Below are 16,521 nucleotides of genomic sequence, written 5' to 3'. Positions count from 1 at the left end.
TTACACTAGTTAGTAGTTAGTATTTAGTGATTAGTTATTGTTTATTAGTTGGAAAAATTATCAACCAATAAACAAAAATTCCCCATTCCCTATTCTCACTCAATGCCCTATTCTCAACTACCAACTAGTAACTACGATTTAGCAAATGAATATAGCAGTGGTGGGGTTAAGCCATAAAACAGCCCCAGTAGAAGTCCGGGAAAAACTGAGCATTCCAGAACCACAAATTGAAAATGCGATCGCTCAACTGGCCAGCTATCCCCATATTGACGAAGTTGCAATTCTTAGCACTTGTAACCGCCTAGAAATTTATATTGTTGCCAGTGAAGCAGACCAAGGTATTCGGGAAGTAACGCAGTTTCTTGCGGAATATAGTAAATTACCCGTGCTTTCTCTACGACAACACTTGTTTATGCTGCTACATGATGATGCAGTGATGCACGTTATGCGCGTAGCAGGTGGTTTAGATAGTCTGGTACTCGGAGAAGGTCAAATTCTGGCTCAGGTGAAAACTACTCACAAACTGGGACAGCAATATAGCGGTATAAAAACCATTTTGAATCGATTATTTAAACAAGCGCTGACAGCTGGTAAGCGGGTTCGTACTGAAACTAGTATTGGTACTGGCGCTGTCTCTATCAGTTCGGCTGCTGTCGAGTTAGCACAGCTAAAAGTGGCAAATTTAGCAGCTTGCCGAGTGGTAATTCTGGGTGCTGGTAAAATGTCGCGGCTGTTGGTGCAACACCTAATTTCTAAAGGTGCTGTGGAAATTAGTATTGTAAATCGCTCTCGCGATCGCGCCCAAGAATTAGCAAAGCTGTTCCCTCAACAACCGATCAAAATTCATCCGCTATCGGAAATGATGAGCGTAATTGCCGATAGCGATCTAGTATTTACAAGTACTTCGGCAACAGAGCCAATACTTGACCGTGCCAAATTGGAAATGGTTTTAGAAGTTCAGCGCTCTTTAATGTTATTTGATATTTCTGTGCCGCGTAATGTCCATGCGGATGTAAATGAACTGGAAAATGTACAAGCGTTTAATGTGGATGATTTGAAGGCTGTTGTAGCGCAAAACTACGAAAGCCGTCGGAAGATTGCACAGGAAGCCGAACGACTTTTAGAAGAAGAAGTGGAAGCCTTTGATATTTGGTGGCGCAGTCTGGAAACTGTTACTACTATTAGCTGTCTGCGAAATAAAGTCGAAACCATCCGCGAACAAGAGTTAGAAAAAGCTTTGTCGAGATTGGGTTCGGAATTCGCTGACAAACATCAAGAAATAATAGAGGCATTAACACGGGGAATTGTCAATAAAATTTTACATGACCCGATGGTGCAATTGCGATCGCAGCAAGATGTTGAAGCTAGACGGCGCTGTATGCAAACTCTGCAAATGCTGTTCAACCTTGATGCAGAAGAACAATTTAGTTAAATTTAACAACAAAATCCCCGGCTTCTGTGAAAAGTTGGGGATCTGAGCTTTCAATTAGATATACTTCTAATTAGATAGATATCTAATTAGAAGTTAGTTATGCAACCAGAGCAATTTAACATCTTACTCCGCTTTTTCAAGGCATTGGCGGATGATAGCCGATTGAAGATTGTAGGTATCCTGGCAAATCAGGAGTGCAGCGTTGAAGAATTGGCGGCGCTACTGCAACTGAAGGAACCGACGGTATCTCATCATTTAGCGAAACTTAAAGAGCTAAATTTGGTGACAATGCGTCCTGAAGGTAATAGCCGTCTATATCAATTGGATAGTGAGGCTTTGCAAAGCATTAGCAAGGAAATTTTCACACCTGAAAAAATAGCATCCTTGATAGAGGATGTGGATACTGAAGCTTGGGAAAGCAAAGTGTTGAAAAACTATTTTGAGGGTGGATACCTTAAGGAAATCCCCGCTAGTCGCAAAAAGCGTCTAGTAATTCTCAAGTGGTTAGTAAACCAGTTTGATATAGGAGTCAACTACCCTGAACGCATGGTAAATGACATTCTTAAACGCTACCATCCCGACTGCGCCACCCTGCGACGGGAGTTCATTGCTTGCAAGTTAATGCAGCGAGAGAATGGGGTTTATTGGCGTACAACATAGATATGAGAGATGAGCAAACCGCACAATCATAGGTTGTATTTTTATGCAGTTAGAAACACAAAAATTTTCTTATACACCTGAAGAGTATTTAGAACTTGAAGAAAAAGCAGAATATAAAAGCGAATACCGTGATGGAGAAATTGTACCGATGACAGGTGGCACTACAAATCATAATAAAATTGCTGGCAACTTTTATGCTTATTTGAAGTTTGGTTTGAGAGGCAAGAATTATGATGTTTATATTGGTGATGTGCGTTTGTGGATACCCCGTTATCGGCAGCATACTTATCCTGATGTGATGGTGATTGAGGGACAACCTATTTATACGGGAACCAGCACAACAACGGTTATGAACCCGATGTTAATTGCTGAAGTTTTATCTAAATCGACTAAAAATTATGACCAAGGCGATAAGTTTCTTTATTATCGCTCTATTCCCGAATTCAAGGAATATATTTTAATCGATCAATATCAGTATCATGTGATGCAGTATGTAAAAACTGCGGAAAGTCAATGGTCATTTACTGAAATTGAACATGAATCTGCAATTTTATCACTACAAACAGTTGATTTTCAAATTGAATTGCGCGACCTTTATGAGCAAGTCAATTTTGCAGAAAATAACGAAGATTGAATAAGAATTCAGAAGTCCTAATTTAGGAGTCAGAATCAATGAATAATAAACTCAGGGAAATTTATAAGCAATAAATACATTATATAAACAGAAGGCAAATTACACTTTCTTATCCCAAATAAGCTTCTAAAAGTTTTGGATTAATTTGAATTTATGCGGGTGTACTCATTCACTAAATTTGTGTTTCTTCCTCGGTAAAGATAGGAGGCCATAACTCAGTAATGGGCAATTCCCAACCGGGAAAAAGTTCTGGTATCGTTAAAGTATCGCCATTTTCTAAAACTGTCGGTTCGCCTATAGAGCGATAAATTGTAACTGTCTCTTCATCAGGATCGATCAGAATTCCGACAACCGCTCCTAGTTCTATAAATTTCAAAATTTTGGCTACTATAAGTTTAATTTTATCGCTCTGAGATTTAATTTCTACTACTAAGTCAGGGACAAGTTCTCCAAAGTAACGAGGACTTTGGAGAAGTCGGGAAGCGCGAACAAAGGAAACATCGGGTGCTTTGAGGTTTGTATCTGGCATAATGAAACCGCCAGCAGAATCAAATACTCTTCCCCAGCGACGAGGATTTATCCAAGCAAAGAGAAAGGCGATGAGACGACTACTGATTTCGCTGGATACAATATCTGACGGGCCCATTATTGAAATTTTCCCATTTTCGAGTTCCAGCTGGTAATCTAAACCTGCTTCGGTAAAAGCGGTTTGAACTTGCTCTAAATCTTTGACTGTCATCATTGACATAAAAAACTTTTTCTACTGAGATATACAACTCGATTTTAACAAAAGCCAAATTTCCGAAAAAATTAATCAATCAGATGACAGCAAAACAATATCACCTTCTTTAGCAGCATTCTGAAAAAATTCTACCGATTGTGGATATAGCTCAAACAACGGTTCTATCTCTTCTTCATCCCATCCTCCAGAGCTAGGATTTGGGTATATTTATGCTGCATTAAACACGCTAGAATTAAATCGACTCTTCAATTCTTCAACAGAAATTTGACTTAAGGCATCGGCAACATCTCGAACCTCTTCAAGTGTGAGATACCGTACAAATCCGTAAGTCGCTTCAAACTGCGTCGGCGTACCTCCCATGACTACATTAGAAAGAGGTGGCAATGTTTGGGTATCACCTTCCAAACTTGACTCTCCAGTGAGAAGAAAATGTAGTGCGTGCCAATCTTCAAGCCTGAAGTAATGTTCATTGCGTCGCCGATCTTGTAGTTTGGCAATCATTACCTGTGGATTACTAAAATCAAAAACTAAATTATCTAAATCAAGCTTAAAGAAAGATGCTGCCGCTTCAGGAGCATTCTGAATTTCTGCAAATTTTTGTGGTGTAATGCGTTTGTAGCTAGCTGTAATACCCATAATATTTACTCTAATCTAAGCACGATTAATAGTCTTAAATTTGACTTTGAACAAGTAACAGTATTCATGTACTTTTATTTGTCCAAAGTCCGATCGCTAAATACATTGCATAAACAGAAAGTCAATCACACTCTATTTTCCCAAATAAGCTTCTAAAACTTTGGGATTAGTTTGAATTTCTGCTGGCGTACCGTCAGCTAAATTTTGCCCTTCGGCAAGTACCCAAACACGATCGCACAAGGACATAACCACATCCATATTGTGTTCAATAATCAGAAAAGTCATGCCATCTTGACGGTTCCAAGTGATAATGCGATCGCAAATATCATCAATAAGTTTCGGATTCACCCCAGCAGCAGGTTCATCCAACAAAATTAACTTGGGGTTAGTCATCAGCGCCCGTCCCATTTCCAACAGCTTGCGTTGTCCACCAGACAAACCACCAGCATAATCGTGTGCTTTTTTTGCCAAGCCAACTGATTCTAATAGATACATTGCTCGCTCTTGCAGTTGCTTTTCTTCCTTAGCGACGATGTGCGGTTGCAACTGCACCTGCCAAAAATTTTCACCCGTTTGTTTTTGCGCCGCCAGCAGCATATTTTCTAACACCGATAACCGCGAGAGAGTCCGTGCAACCTGAAAGGTGCGGATTACCCCCTGCTGGGCGATTTGATATGGTTGCAAATTGTGAATCGGTTCGCCGTCAAAAATCACTCGTCCCTTATCTGGGCGGATGAAGTTTGAGAGTAAGTTAAATAAAGTAGTTTTGCCAGCACCATTGGGGCCAATCAAGCCCGTAATGCTGCCTTTAGCAACTTCGATTCTGGCCTCATTAACTGCTTTGACACCACCAAAGCTTTTAGAAAGTCCAGTGGCTGCCAAAAGGGGAAGTGGAGATGAATAGTTATTTACCAAGGGTGAGTTCCTCTTTTTTCCCTAAGATACCTTGAGGACGCCAAATCATCAGTACCATCAAAATTAATCCGATTACCATGATCCGAAATGCGCCCAAACGTGCTTCATCAAGGGAAACGATTCTGGGTAAGACTTCTCGCGTTAACGCATCGTAAGCAAAGAAAATTACCGCACCTACGATTGTGCCAACATTATTCCCAGAACCGCCTAAAATCACCATAATCCAAGTGTCAAAGGTGATCTGCGGTTGAAAATTATCAGGGTAAATGGCGCTGAGTTGCCAAGCAAAGAAAGCACCAGCGATACCCGCGATCGCACCTCCTAACATGAGAGATTGTAATTTATACCAAAAAACGTTTTTTCCCAGCGCTTTAGGAATTTCTTCATCTTCGCGGATAGCTTTGAGAATTCTACCCCAAGGCGATCGCACCAAAATTTCTAAGCGCCAGTATACAAATGCTAAAACCAGCAGCAACACCAGCATTAAACCCGCTTTTGGGTTGTAGTTATACAATCCGATTACCCCAGAAATATAAATCGCTGCCGCCAAAATTGCTAACACAATTCCCACACCCAAGCGCGATGCAAATTCTTGCTTGCTAGTCGTCCTTTTGCCCAAATCAGTAGTCCGAGATATTTGAGTGGTGCGAATCCATTGCCACAAAGAAAAGAAAGTTACGGCAGCCAGCAGCGTTAAAAGCCCAATCATTATTAATCTGACAAACAAACTTGGTTCTGTGGATAGGGGTATGGGATAACTTTGTACACCAAACGCCCCAGAAATCCAGGTGTCACCCACAGGTAATTCCTGATTATTCACCACCAAACGAATTAATTCGCCCGTACCAATGGTGACAATTCCTAGATAATCTTCTCGTAAGCGGAGAGTTACAAAACCAATTATCAAACCCAATAAGGCTGCGACAATTGCCCCAGCCAGTGCTGATATAAGTAGGGGTACGCCCTTTAAGCTTAACAATACCGTTGTATACGCTCCCAGAGTCATGAAAGCAATATGACCAAAGTTAATTAATCCCGTAAAGCCCCACTGTAAATTCAGTCCTAGTGCGAATAAAGCAAAAAGTGCTGTAGAAATTGCTAAGAAAATGAGATAGTCAACCATATTAAATTATTTGGTCATTTGTCATTTGTCATTTGTCATTTGTCATTAATTATCCTCCCCTGCCCCCCTGCTCCCCTGCCCCTCTGCTCCTCTGCTCCTCTGCCTTCTCGTCGGGCGAATAAATTTTAGCGTAGCTTGAGCGTAGCTAATTTTATGGGAATACTATTTATTGTTGGTGTTTGGTGGTAGGGAATAATTAACGTATGAATTTGCTGCGACTTAGAATGCATCACTTAATCGAGCAATTAGGCGATGACGATTTGCAAGACATTTGGAATGTTCTCGAAGCTTTACATTATGACTTTTATATGCTCAAAGCGATACAAAAAGTCAAGCGATCGCAGCAACCGTGGGATATCTTAACCCATGAAGAAGCGGTCAGACTGTTGATGTTTTTCTGATTCAGCAGCGCTTTTAGTAGTGCTGAGTGCTGAGTGCTGAGTGCTGAGTGCTGAGTGCCCAGTAGTAGCCCATAGTTAAAACTAAGGGATTAGTTAGGATTTATTTATTATTTAGAACTAAAGTCAGAGGATTTAGATCCATATACTGAATTGTAAGTCTTAGTACTGGTTCTTGACTCAGCACTCAGCACTTTCAACTCAGCACTCTTTGGCCCCTCAAGTTTTGGTGAAGGTAACGCCCAGTGAGTCTGGAAATGCGCTATGCCAGGTCTTTTTTGCTAGACCTGAAGAATTTAGAACCTGCCGCCTACGAGCGGGTACATGATTTTGTTTTTATTGAGTTAGCCCAAAAGTGGCAGTTGAGCGATTTAAAAGAACTGCGACAGCTTGATAGTGAAGGCATTTTTCACCGCTTCACCCTAGACAATTATCTGATTGGTATAGAAATTAGAGGTGAAATTGTGAAATTTTTGCGTGTCATCCCTATGCCCGATGTTTAAAGTCAAGAGTCAATCAATTTTGAATTTTGGAATTGCGGATTTTGGATTTGTTCCACCCACGTTCGCTTTCTTGGCACGTTCGTGGTAGCTTCTGGTAAAGAAGTGCGGAGCATCAACCGAAATAAATTTTAACCTAAAACTTGTACTGAGCGGAGTCGAAGTATCTAAAATCTAAAATCTAAAATTGGCACGGTCAAAGGAACACTGAAAACTGTAAACTGTATAAGGCTAGGCAGGGATCGCTATAACCTTACATTAAACTGGTTTTTGAAAAACACTTTATTTGAGATTTCCCTATGGATGCTAGGGCACTTTGGCAACGATACCAAAACTGGTTATATTTCCACGAGGGATTGGGACTGTACTTAGACATAAGTCGGATGCGGTTCGATGATGCCTTCGTGGAATCGTTGCAGCCGAAGTTTGACAAGGCGTTTGCGGATATGGCTCAACTAGAGAAGGGTGCGATCGCAAATCCTGACGAGAACCGCATGGTTGGACACTACTGGCTGCGAAATCCTGATTTAGCGCCAGCTCCAGAACTTACACAAGAAATAGTCCAAACCTTAGAACAAATCGAAGCCTTTGCGGAAAAAGTCCAAACAGGTGCTATTCATCCTCCCAGAGCAAGCCGCTTCACGGATATTATCTCTATTGGTATTGGTGGTTCCGCTCTCGGCCCCCAATTTGTCGCGGAAGCTCTCGCTCCTGATTTCCCGCCGCTGAAACTTCACTTTATCGATAACAACGATCCCGCAGGTATCGATCGCGTTCTCAATCATCTACGAAATAGCCTCGCCAGCACTTTGGTATTGGTGATCTCCAAATCTGGGGGAACACCGGAACCGCGCAACGGCATGATTGAAGTTAAAAAAGCTTACGCCGGACACAATTTGGAATTTGCTCAATATGCGGTAGCAATTACTAGCGTTGATAGCAACCTCGATAAGCTGGCCAAAGATGAAGGTTGGCTGGCTAGATTTCCGATGTATGACTGGGTAGGAGGACGCACCTCAGAAATGTCTGCTGTGGGGCTAGTACCAGCGGCATTACAAGGCATTGATGTTCGCGCTATGCTAGATGGCGCCAAAGAGATGGATGACGCTACCCGCGTCCCAGATGTGAAAAATAACCCAGCAGCTTTACTTGCTTTGTCTTGGTACTTTGCAGGTAACGGAAAGGGCGAAAAAGATATGGTTGTCCTACCTTACAAGGACAGCTTATTTTTATTTAGTCGCTATTTGCAACAGCTGGTGATGGAATCTTTGGGCAAGGAAAAAGACTTAGACGGTAATGTTGTCCATCAAGGTATCGCCGTTTATGGCAACAAAGGCTCAACAGATCAACACGCTTACGTCCAGCAGTTACGCGAGGGTGTAGCGAATTTCTTTGCTACCTTCATCGAAGTGTTGGAAGATCGTCACGGCCCGTCCACTGAAATAGATCCTGGAGTTACATCAGGCGATTATCTTTCCGGTTTTCTCCAAGGAACCCGACAAGCGCTTTATGAAAATCACCGCGATTCCATTACAGTCACGATTCCCCAAGTTAATCCCCGAACTGTAGGGGCATTAATTGCTTTGTATGAACGTGCTGTTGGTTTATACGCTAGCTTAGTCAACGTCAACGCCTACCATCAACCAGGAGTAGAAGCTGGCAAAAAAGCTGCCGCCTCCATTCTAGATTTGCAAACACGAGTGGTAGCAGTACTACAAAAAGAAAAAACTCCCCTTTCTCTTGACGAACTCGCCGAGAAGGCAGGCGCATCAGACCAAGTTGAGGCAATTTACAAGATTTTGCGTCACATTCATGCCAATCAACGAGGTGTGATTTTACAAGGCAATCTTCAGAAACCCGGTAGTTTGACCGTTTCTGCTAGCTGATAGCTCTAATCTAAATCTCAGATTTTGTCCAGAATTGTTGTCTCAACAATTTTTTATTGTGAAGCATCCTAAATAGAAGATATATCTTCTGTCTAGGATGCTTCACTGTATAATTCGTAATTAAGTTTCATAACTCAATACCGTTTGGTTAAGTATTGCTTTTTTCTCTTCCTTTACCTAATTACGAATTATTTTAATTATGAATTGCTATCAGGCGTTGATTAAAGTAACTCTTGGGTAAAAAACAGCGATCGGGTAAAAAAGGATTGTTGAGATTTTGACATAAGAAAGTGCTGGGTTTATCCCGATGACAAAATGGTGGCACAATTCCCCAGTGTTCTGCTAGCCAAATCCAGTATCCTGTTTCAATTCTGCCGTAGCTTGATACCGTGAGAATCTCTCCAACGCTGTTGTTAATAGATACTAAATCTGATGATGATTTAATGTCAATTAATAGCCAAGCTAACTCATCTACAGAAAAGTAATAACCATTTTCGGCAGCAATATCGATGAACTGTTGTGGCTCTTTAGCTATTAGTAATTCTTCTTTGAGAGATGGCGTTTTTTGGGCAATATCAAAAAGATCCCAAATCTGTCTTCTTGTAATTAGAAACCAGGCGAGTTCTTCTGCGGTCAAATTGTAACCGTTTTCTCTTGCTAGCTTGAGAAACGGTTCAAGGCTATCGGTTTCTGCTAGTTGACTTTTTAACTGGAAAGTTTGCTCTACTAATGACAAGAAATCAATAATCTTTTGCCATGTCACTTTGTCAAAGTTTTTGTTAACTTTTATTTTTTCTTTCCAATAAATGTATTTATCTTCTTTAAGAAAGAAATTCCAAATTTGATAATACATGGGTCATCTTGCCTAAGTTTTCAACTTTTTAGGGATTTGTGATTAATGAATACCAGTGTAGTAAGTATAATGTGTTTCTTCGACAGTACTAAGCCTTTATCTTATGTAAATCAAAGTACACAGTGGCTAAGTATGAACTTTTTGTAAAGTTTGTAACTATAAATAGTAGTTACTGAGAAAAACATGAAAGACTGCGATGCCTTGTGGTGGGATGCAACTAAGATTTTTATTGCTTCTCATAAAATAAAATTAAGTCAATAGATAATATTAATTATTCATAAAGTAATTAATTGTAAAGCAATCTGTACTTTAGTTATTTTGAAACGAACCGCATATTACTACGGAGAAGAAAGCTAAGTATAGCGTATTGTCGAGAGGCACAAAAGTAAACTAAAAGTATATTTTATTGCTTAAATTTTTAGTAATATTACTTACAAAATAAAAGCGATCGCCTTTGTTTTTCTCTAAAATAAAGTTAAGGCAGCATAAAAAAATGGAGTTAGTAAATTATCAGGCTGGTATATTAACTTTGAGATAAATGGAATCGCGATCGCACTTCAGTTATTTTTAAACGAACCACTGAGACGCAGAGAGAAGAAAAGAAAGAGATAGATTGTACTATTTTTAGTTAATAAGTAAATTACGGAGAAAGTAAAAGCGATCGCCTTTATATTTCTGTAAAATAAAGTTAAGACAGCATTAAGAAATAGGGCTAACTACTATGGCTGAATCAACTGCAAAACAACCTGCACGTCGAGGCAGAATCTTTCCAGAACGAATTTTACCACCAGAAGAACTTGCGAGACGCAAAGCTGAAGATGAGGCATTTTATCATCGCTGTCGCGAAATTTTTGAGCGTGTACGTCCCGATTTGATTAAGGAACACTACGGCTGGTATATTGCAGTAGAGCCAATTTGAAATTGATTTGATTACATCTGATGGATTAGATTTGCCTGTAGATGCTATGTTGGATGCTGGTTTTACAGGCTTTCTCGCTATTAACAAACAAGATTTAGAGGGTCTAAACTGGTTTTATATCGGTGAGGAATCTCTACGAACTGCTAAGGGGGAATCAAGATTTGATATTTATTTAGGCAAGGTGATATTAAACGAACAAGAGTATGAAATTAACGTTTATGTGGGCAATGAAATGACGGAAGTATTGTTAGGTTCAGAATGGCTAAAAATTCTGCCGTTGGTGGTGAATTATCAGGCTGGTATATTAACTTTAGGATAATTGCGATCGCAGTTATTTTTAAATGAATAGCAGATATCCAGATAAAGCATAAGTAAAAAAATAAAATTATTTCACTATCTTTAGTTAACGGGGAAATCACCTATAAGCTAAAAGCGATGTCTACGGCTGGCTACGCTTACTTACTTCATTTATTTTTAAACGAACCGCATACTCCTACGGAAAAGCAAGCTATGCGCAGCGTCTCGTTAGAGAAGGACGCAAAGAGCGCGAAGGTAAAAAAAGAGATATATTTTACTATATTTAGTTAATAGGTAAATCGCGGAGAAAGTAAAAGCGATCGCTCTTCCAATCACTACCCTTAATTCGCCCTAAATAGCCTGTTAAGGGTGAGGAAAGTTCTATCAGTATTTCGTGCATTTCTGCTGTTTTGATTGGCTGTGGCGGATGCGATCCGAAATACGCACCATGTAGAGCTTCAACACCAGCTGATTCTATACCTGAATTTTCTAGATAATTTTTGACGAGATGGATAATATGCGATCGCAATTTAATCTCTTTCTCAGCTTTATCAATATATTCATTAATTCTATAGTCAATTTGCCCAGGTTCTAAATATTGCTGTAATTCGACTAAATTAATAGCACCTGGATATTTGGCTTTGAATTCAACTAACTTTTGTAAAGTCATAGCATTAATAATACTTACTTTCCATTTTTGCGCGGCTTTTAGTATATCCGTAGATGGATTACCTGGGCCAATTACTAATTTTGCCGAATCAAAAAATTGATCAGCACCTAAATGCATTCCGCCTAGCTTAATTAATTCCTCAACTGTACCGCTAGGAATAAGCCTACCCGCTTTACACTCGCAAACAATAGGGTAAGGTTTTGAACAAAATAAATCTAAGCCTCCAGCGCCACCTTTGTAAGCATTTTCAACCTTGAATCCTAAAAACTCCAGACTTTGACGTGCGATGTTTTCAAAATCTGTACCAGCTTGGTAGTTGCTTTTTTTCTCCTCTAGCTCAATGCTGCGATCGCCTAATTTTGCAATATCATTTATCCAAGCTAAATTTGGATCGGGTTGCTTAATTAGCTTGTCACTACTCCAACCCAGAAATACTTTGATCTCCTCGTCTAATTGTTTCGCTGCTGGTTGGCTAATGGCTAGGGATGCGATCGCACTCTGCAATTCTTCCAATTCAGGATGCATCGAGGGTTCTAGCTTTTCTAACTGGTGTTTGCGTTGGGCGAAGGTGCGATCGTTTAATACTGGTAAATCAACAGATACCTTCAACGGATCAGGTAAACCTATAAACTGGCTTTGTGGATTCACAGATATTTCAATTGGCTCAGATAATAAATAGACACGCAAATAAGCAAGAAAGATATGCTTCCTTTGCAGCAAAATCTCTTGTAATCCTTTTGTTGTCCAAATATTTAATTGTGACAAAGCTTTTAACGATTCTGAGTGATTTACGATTTGGCACAGTTCACACTTACCCCAAGATTGAATCCAGACTGTTTCAGAACTTATTGGAGGAATAACTTTTTGGGTAATCGTCAAGAAATTTGATTTGTAGTATTTTTCATCGGGTAGCACGTTGATTGAGGTTGCAGAGGGATAAAGAGCAAAGGAACGCCCCGGCTGGATAAATGTCTGGGGTAGAGCTATAATTATTCGACCCTGTAGCAAAGCTTCAACGTCGGGAGAAGGTAGAGATAAGGCAGTATTGAGCAAAATTAGATTACTCATAAACCAAGTTTAATCATTAAATTATCAAGCATATCATCTAGTTGTTTAGTTCCATTTTGATTTTGTATAGGCTGAGTTTCAGCAACACATTCCTCATTTATTAAGCCACTGGGAATTTGACCAGATGGATCGCTTAAAATTTCACGTATTAAGTAGTTATCAACTGTAATTTTCTGCTGAACTATAAACTGAAAAATCTCCTCTTCACTAACTTCATAATCTTTGCAAGCTTGCTTAACAAATAAAATAGCTAAAAGAGGCTTAATATCTTCAACATTAAGTTGAATAAATTCTCCTCCTAAGTTTTTAGAAAGTAGTTTATCTAAATACTCTTTTCCTTTAGTATTCTGTTTCACATCTTTAGCACGAACTAAGCAGCCACGAGTCATATCAAATGTTTTATAATCTATTAATCTTTTCAAGGCAGCACTTACAAATTTATTGCTAGATTCTTGCACCACTGCTACTACTATTTTGATAACTCTTCCATCTTCCTTACCAATAACTCTAAAGTTGAGGTAGCCTTTATCTACATTTTTGACTATAACTTCTTCAACTTCATCAATTTTTACTCTCTCTACAGTTTCGCCTTTCAGAGCTGATAAACAAAAACTTATAGATTTAGCTATGGTACTACTATCTTCAAAGTAATTGTCTATTGTGTTATCAAGTGCTGCAAGTTCTTTATTAAAAGCTTTTTCAATTTTATGTAGTGGAGCTGTTTCCACCAGTGGGATACCAGGCAAATTCCAATTATTTGTACACCACTGTAAAACCTTTCTAACTATTGGTTTTTCTTTACCAAGTACTCGTAAATTATTTTCATCAAAAGGATAGACCGGATGAGGTGGAGTTAAGTTATTCGTATCATAAAAATCTTTCAGCCAGTGCGAAACAAGAGTTACTACATCATCACTATTAAGATGCCTTAAATCAAATTTCTTTTCACCAATTCTATCAATAACTGAATCTGCTTGTGGTACAACTTTAACTTGTTGCGTCCAAGTTTCATCGAACATAGCTAGAATTAATACCCCACGTTTAATTCTGCTATATATATCTTTTGCAAACAGAGCAATAACCTGTGCCCTTGTAAAACCTTGCTCATTACAATTGAGGCTTTCTAACTCATCAAAGCAGATGACTATTGTCCTGTAATCACCAATTAAGTCTAGAATTTGACATACTGTTTGGAATGCTTCAGCTTCTTTATCGTCTTGACTAGTATTTGGTAATCCCATAGAGTCAGCTTGTGACTGTGCTAAGTCTCTGCCAGCAAGCCAATTAGTTGCAAATGAAACTTTATCTAAAGAAAGCGTCCATAGGATAGCCTGAATCAAATAAGGATTTTCAATATTTGACTTAAGTTTCAGTACTTTAGCAGTCAAGGCATCAACTATTTTAGGATGTTGAGCTAAAACCCCAGGAAATCGCTTCATTAACTCTTGAGGAGTGTAGCTTGACTTATATACCTCATTGACTAAAGTAGTTGCGATCTCTTGCCATTGCATTACACTTTGATTACCAGTCTGTTTTAGACTAAATGACAATGTGTTTAGAAATTTAGAATGTATTTTGTTTGAGTCACCATAATCAACTTCGCTCATATAAACAAAAAAACTATCACCTTCATCCAGAATATGGTGGCGAATGCGACTCATTAAGTGACTTTTACCCAGTCCTTTTTCAGCTTTAATAGTTATACCAATAACTGAACGTTTTCCTGTGCTGATTTGCTCTATTGCCTGATAAACAGCATCTGATACATGAGCATTTATGGAAGGAACATCAGGAAAAGTTTGGTTCCAGATATCATAATTTCTGACTACTAATGATCTATCAAATGGGTTATGGCTTGTAATAGCTTTGTTGATGTCTGAATATGAAGAGAAAGAATTAATCATGATTGTGCATCTGCTGAAAATAATTACTAAGAAATAAAAGGGGAAAAAACCGAGTAACTTAGTTTAAAAATTGAGGCGTTTAGCATAACAACGTAATCCACTGACTTTAGTAGTAATGGAATCTTCAATCTTGTCGGGGGCGCTATCTTCTATACTTCCACCCTGAAGTTGCAAAATGTCCTTTTCTTGAATTTCTAGCAGCCATGTATTGAAATCTTCACGACTAACCCGATCGCCTATTTCTCTCCTGATACGATAAATTGGAACAAGATCATCTAGGTTGTAGTTTTGGTTAAGCTTGTCGTAGACTTCCAACGCCACCGACTTAAACTCGTCGTAAGATGCGATTCCTTTGGAAAGCTCGGCTAACGCACTCTTCCCATTAACTGGTACATCTGCACCAACTACCGCAATATCAATCTGACTAATCCACTTCACCAACGCATTCGCCACCCAAGCGCTAACAGTTGTCTCTTCAAACTTAAAATCGCCACTTCTTAAACCCTCACCCAACACCTCTAAACCCTTGCCAGATGTCAGAGAATATCCTTTTTTGGAAATTGCGATCGCACCTTGCTTCTGTAATTCCTCGAATATGCCCTGATAATCTGCTACCTTTTGACTTTTGGATACAATTCGCTTAGTGAGTTGACCCTTCTTAACTTCCTGCTGCACTCCTCCCAAATCCCACAAAGCTAAAAGAAGACGAGTGCTAGTGTTTTTTGATGTCATATTGAGTGTACTTTTTGGCAAAAAGCATCATAGTAACTGTATCTTTCTAAGTTATTTATGCAGAAAAAATAACCGAGAAATTGCTGAAAATTTCGGCGTTTCAGCTAAATAGACTCATAAAAAAATCAACAATATATTTCCTTGGGATGAATACGATTTCTCTCAAAGGCGGGATGTAATACTTGAGAAAATCCATGAATATGAAAGAGAAACGCTGTAGCTGTGCAGTTGTAAATTGAGTGGTATATGTTTTTTCAATTCCCAGCGAAATAACAGGAATTCCAACTTTGTTTTTGCAACAGCAAGGCTTTTAGCAAATACAGGTGAGAACGAAATCCAATGAACACAATATATAAAGAACGTAAAATAGTTTCGCGTCTATTTGCAGTGCTGCTTTCGGCATTGTTAATGGTTCCCTTGCTGAGTAGCTGCGGAGGCGGTTCCCAAAAAGCTAATGTGCCACCACCAGTGGATGATACCGTTGGTAGAACAGTGAGCGATCGCAAGACTGCAAGCCAAACCGAAGTTAAGAAAGGATTGGGTACAGGGCAAAAAGTGGCGCTTTTGGCAGGAGCTGCGGCACTTTACTATATGTACAACCAACATAAGAATGCTCCCCAAGAAGGAGCGCAAGGTAAATACTATCTATCCAAAAATGGGCGTGTATATTACCGTGATGCTGAACATCGCGCTCATTGGGTAACGCCACCAGCAGAAGGAATTCGAGTACCAGAATCTGAAGCACAAAAGTATCGGGAATTCCAAGGCTATAACCGGAGTGCCACAGGTCGCGATCTCACTGGTCTAACTTCATCCGCAGCCCCAGCACTCTAGACCAGCGAAGCGTGTGTAAATAAGAAAGCGGGTTTCCCGGAGGATAACGCCGATCGCGCACGTCGGAAACACGAACTTAAATCAGGAGACAGATTATGGTAGATGAATTTTTCCGTAAGGCGAAGGACTTGCTTTTGGGGTCGAACAGCGATCAAGCCGATCAAGATGCCGAATTCCGCGATCGCAATGTACGTCCAGCCAGCGAAGATCCATACGGCGATCCCGCAGACCCTGCATCTTACGGCAATGTTCGCCCAGCTAGTGAAGACCCCTACGGCGACCCCGCAGATATCTCGTCTTACGGCAATGTTCGCCCAG

Annotated in this window: 17 protein-coding genes and 1 pseudogene; 10 read left to right on the top strand and 8 right to left on the bottom strand. The window is 39.7% G+C overall.

Features of this window, described 5'->3' with window-relative positions; translation table 11 throughout:
• Window positions 1-145: 145 nt before the first annotated feature.
• From RMY16_RS14035 to RMY16_RS14025, 3 genes are all read left to right on the top strand, one after another.
• Window positions 146-1,432 carry a glutamyl-tRNA reductase gene (locus tag RMY16_RS14035; protein ID WP_322681125.1) on the top strand — a complete coding sequence of 429 codons (1,287 nt, stop codon included), beginning with the start codon at window positions 146-148 and terminating at the stop codon, window positions 1,430-1,432.
• A 99-nt stretch (window positions 1,433-1,531) separates the two neighbouring features.
• Window positions 1,532-2,092 carry a metalloregulator ArsR/SmtB family transcription factor gene (locus tag RMY16_RS14030; protein ID WP_322736870.1) on the top strand — a complete coding sequence of 187 codons (561 nt, stop codon included), beginning with the start codon at window positions 1,532-1,534 and terminating at the stop codon, window positions 2,090-2,092.
• Between the two features lie 43 nt (window positions 2,093-2,135).
• Window positions 2,136-2,726, top strand: coding sequence for a Uma2 family endonuclease (locus tag RMY16_RS14025; protein ID WP_322736869.1), 591 nt, complete (start codon window positions 2,136-2,138; stop codon window positions 2,724-2,726).
• A gap of 172 nt (window positions 2,727-2,898) precedes the next feature.
• On the opposite strand, the gene RMY16_RS14020 is transcribed toward RMY16_RS14025, so the two are convergent.
• From RMY16_RS14020 to RMY16_RS14005, 4 genes are all read right to left on the bottom strand, one after another.
• Window positions 2,899-3,474: a Uma2 family endonuclease gene (locus RMY16_RS14020; protein WP_322736868.1), complete on the bottom strand. Its 576-nt coding sequence runs from the start codon at window positions 3,472-3,474 to the stop codon at window positions 2,899-2,901.
• A 201-nt stretch (window positions 3,475-3,675) separates the two neighbouring features.
• Complete coding sequence (locus tag RMY16_RS14015; RefSeq protein ID WP_322736867.1) at window positions 3,676-4,104, bottom strand: DUF1877 family protein; 429 nt, start codon at window positions 4,102-4,104, stop codon at window positions 3,676-3,678.
• Window positions 4,105-4,236: 132 nt separating this feature from the next.
• Window positions 4,237-5,019 carry an ABC transporter ATP-binding protein gene (locus RMY16_RS14010; RefSeq protein WP_322736866.1) on the bottom strand — a complete coding sequence of 261 codons (783 nt, stop codon included), beginning with the start codon at window positions 5,017-5,019 and terminating at the stop codon, window positions 4,237-4,239.
• On the bottom strand, window positions 5,009-6,142 hold the full coding sequence (locus RMY16_RS14005; protein ID WP_322736865.1) for a branched-chain amino acid ABC transporter permease: 1,134 nt from the start codon (window positions 6,140-6,142) through the stop codon (window positions 5,009-5,011). The genes RMY16_RS14010 and RMY16_RS14005 overlap by 11 nt, the downstream gene beginning before the upstream one ends.
• 203 nt (window positions 6,143-6,345) lie before the next feature.
• On the opposite strand from RMY16_RS14005, the gene RMY16_RS14000 reads away from it, so the two are divergent.
• From RMY16_RS14000 to RMY16_RS13990, 3 genes are all read left to right on the top strand, one after another.
• On the top strand, window positions 6,346-6,543 hold the full coding sequence (locus tag RMY16_RS14000; RefSeq protein ID WP_104907481.1) for a hypothetical protein: 198 nt from the start codon (window positions 6,346-6,348) through the stop codon (window positions 6,541-6,543).
• Between the two features lie 242 nt (window positions 6,544-6,785).
• Window positions 6,786-7,043 carry a cytotoxic translational repressor of toxin-antitoxin stability system gene (locus RMY16_RS13995; RefSeq protein WP_251959737.1) on the top strand — a complete coding sequence of 86 codons (258 nt, stop codon included), beginning with the start codon at window positions 6,786-6,788 and terminating at the stop codon, window positions 7,041-7,043.
• 296 nt (window positions 7,044-7,339) lie between these two features.
• Window positions 7,340-8,926, top strand: coding sequence for a glucose-6-phosphate isomerase (locus tag RMY16_RS13990; protein WP_322663493.1), 1,587 nt, complete (start codon window positions 7,340-7,342; stop codon window positions 8,924-8,926).
• Window positions 8,927-9,119: 193 nt separating this feature from the next.
• On the opposite strand, the gene RMY16_RS13985 is transcribed toward RMY16_RS13990, so the two are convergent.
• A complete protein-coding gene (locus RMY16_RS13985) occupies window positions 9,120-9,779 on the bottom strand; it encodes a Nif11-like leader peptide family natural product precursor (protein WP_322736864.1) in 660 nt (219 codons plus the stop codon).
• Between the two features lie 721 nt (window positions 9,780-10,500).
• On the opposite strand from RMY16_RS13985, the pseudogene RMY16_RS13980 reads away from it, so the two are divergent.
• Window positions 10,501-10,692: pseudogene (locus RMY16_RS13980) on the top strand (hypothetical protein); the annotation flags it as partial.
• 52 nt (window positions 10,693-10,744) lie between these two features.
• Entirely contained in the window at window positions 10,745-11,017 is a 273-nt protein-coding gene (locus tag RMY16_RS13975; protein WP_322736899.1) for an aspartyl protease, read from the top strand.
• A 261-nt stretch (window positions 11,018-11,278) separates the two neighbouring features.
• On the opposite strand, the gene RMY16_RS13970 is transcribed toward RMY16_RS13975, so the two are convergent.
• From RMY16_RS13970 to RMY16_RS13960, 3 genes are all read right to left on the bottom strand, one after another.
• Complete coding sequence (locus tag RMY16_RS13970; protein WP_322736863.1) at window positions 11,279-12,733, bottom strand: DUF1802 family protein; 1,455 nt, start codon at window positions 12,731-12,733, stop codon at window positions 11,279-11,281.
• Window positions 12,730-14,637 (bottom strand): P-loop NTPase fold protein, encoded by a 1,908-nt coding sequence (locus tag RMY16_RS13965; protein WP_322736862.1) that lies wholly within the window; start codon window positions 14,635-14,637, stop codon window positions 12,730-12,732. Before RMY16_RS13965 ends, RMY16_RS13970 begins: the two co-directional genes overlap by 4 nt.
• A gap of 63 nt (window positions 14,638-14,700) precedes the next feature.
• On the bottom strand, window positions 14,701-15,369 hold the full coding sequence (locus tag RMY16_RS13960) for a hypothetical protein (RefSeq protein ID WP_322736861.1): 669 nt from the start codon (window positions 15,367-15,369) through the stop codon (window positions 14,701-14,703).
• 339 nt (window positions 15,370-15,708) lie between these two features.
• Here RMY16_RS13960 and RMY16_RS13955 point away from each other — a divergent pair, with 339 nt between their 5' ends.
• Window positions 15,709-16,203, top strand: coding sequence for a hypothetical protein (locus RMY16_RS13955; protein ID WP_194042997.1), 495 nt, complete (start codon window positions 15,709-15,711; stop codon window positions 16,201-16,203).
• A 95-nt stretch (window positions 16,204-16,298) separates the two neighbouring features.
• A partial coding sequence (locus tag RMY16_RS13950) for a translation initiation factor (protein ID WP_322736860.1) occupies window positions 16,299-16,521 on the top strand: 223 nt, incomplete at its 3' end.

Source organism: Nostoc sp. DedQUE12b, from assembly GCF_034530835.1.
Lineage (GTDB): Bacteria > Cyanobacteriota > Cyanobacteriia > Cyanobacteriales > Nostocaceae > Nostoc.
Note: the sequence above shows the minus strand (reverse complement) of the source record. Positions and strands in the feature narration are given on the sequence as shown.

Excerpts from the sequence above, each read along its gene's own strand:
- RMY16_RS13990 (WP_322663493.1), top strand. The coding sequence starts at position 7,340 with ATGGATGCTAGGGCACTTTGGCAACGATACCAAAACTGGTTATATTTC.
- RMY16_RS14000 (WP_104907481.1), top strand. The coding sequence starts at position 6,346 with ATGAATTTGCTGCGACTTAGAATGCATCACTTAATCGAGCAATTAGGC.
- RMY16_RS14020 (WP_322736868.1), bottom strand. The coding sequence starts at position 3,474 with ATGTCAATGATGACAGTCAAAGATTTAGAGCAAGTTCAAACCGCTTTT.
- RMY16_RS14030 (WP_322736870.1), top strand. The coding sequence starts at position 1,532 with ATGCAACCAGAGCAATTTAACATCTTACTCCGCTTTTTCAAGGCATTG.
- RMY16_RS13955 (WP_194042997.1), top strand. The coding sequence starts at position 15,709 with ATGAACACAATATATAAAGAACGTAAAATAGTTTCGCGTCTATTTGCA.
- RMY16_RS14015 (WP_322736867.1), bottom strand. The coding sequence starts at position 4,104 with ATGGGTATTACAGCTAGCTACAAACGCATTACACCACAAAAATTTGCA.
- RMY16_RS13960 (WP_322736861.1), bottom strand. The coding sequence starts at position 15,369 with ATGACATCAAAAAACACTAGCACTCGTCTTCTTTTAGCTTTGTGGGAT.
- RMY16_RS14035 (WP_322681125.1), top strand. The coding sequence starts at position 146 with ATGAATATAGCAGTGGTGGGGTTAAGCCATAAAACAGCCCCAGTAGAA.
- RMY16_RS13970 (WP_322736863.1), bottom strand. The coding sequence starts at position 12,733 with ATGAGTAATCTAATTTTGCTCAATACTGCCTTATCTCTACCTTCTCCC.
- RMY16_RS13985 (WP_322736864.1), bottom strand. The coding sequence starts at position 9,779 with ATGTATTATCAAATTTGGAATTTCTTTCTTAAAGAAGATAAATACATT.
- RMY16_RS13965 (WP_322736862.1), bottom strand. The coding sequence starts at position 14,637 with ATGATTAATTCTTTCTCTTCATATTCAGACATCAACAAAGCTATTACA.
- RMY16_RS14005 (WP_322736865.1), bottom strand. The coding sequence starts at position 6,142 with ATGGTTGACTATCTCATTTTCTTAGCAATTTCTACAGCACTTTTTGCT.
- RMY16_RS14025 (WP_322736869.1), top strand. The coding sequence starts at position 2,136 with ATGCAGTTAGAAACACAAAAATTTTCTTATACACCTGAAGAGTATTTA.
- RMY16_RS13975 (WP_322736899.1), top strand. The coding sequence starts at position 10,745 with ATGTTGGATGCTGGTTTTACAGGCTTTCTCGCTATTAACAAACAAGAT.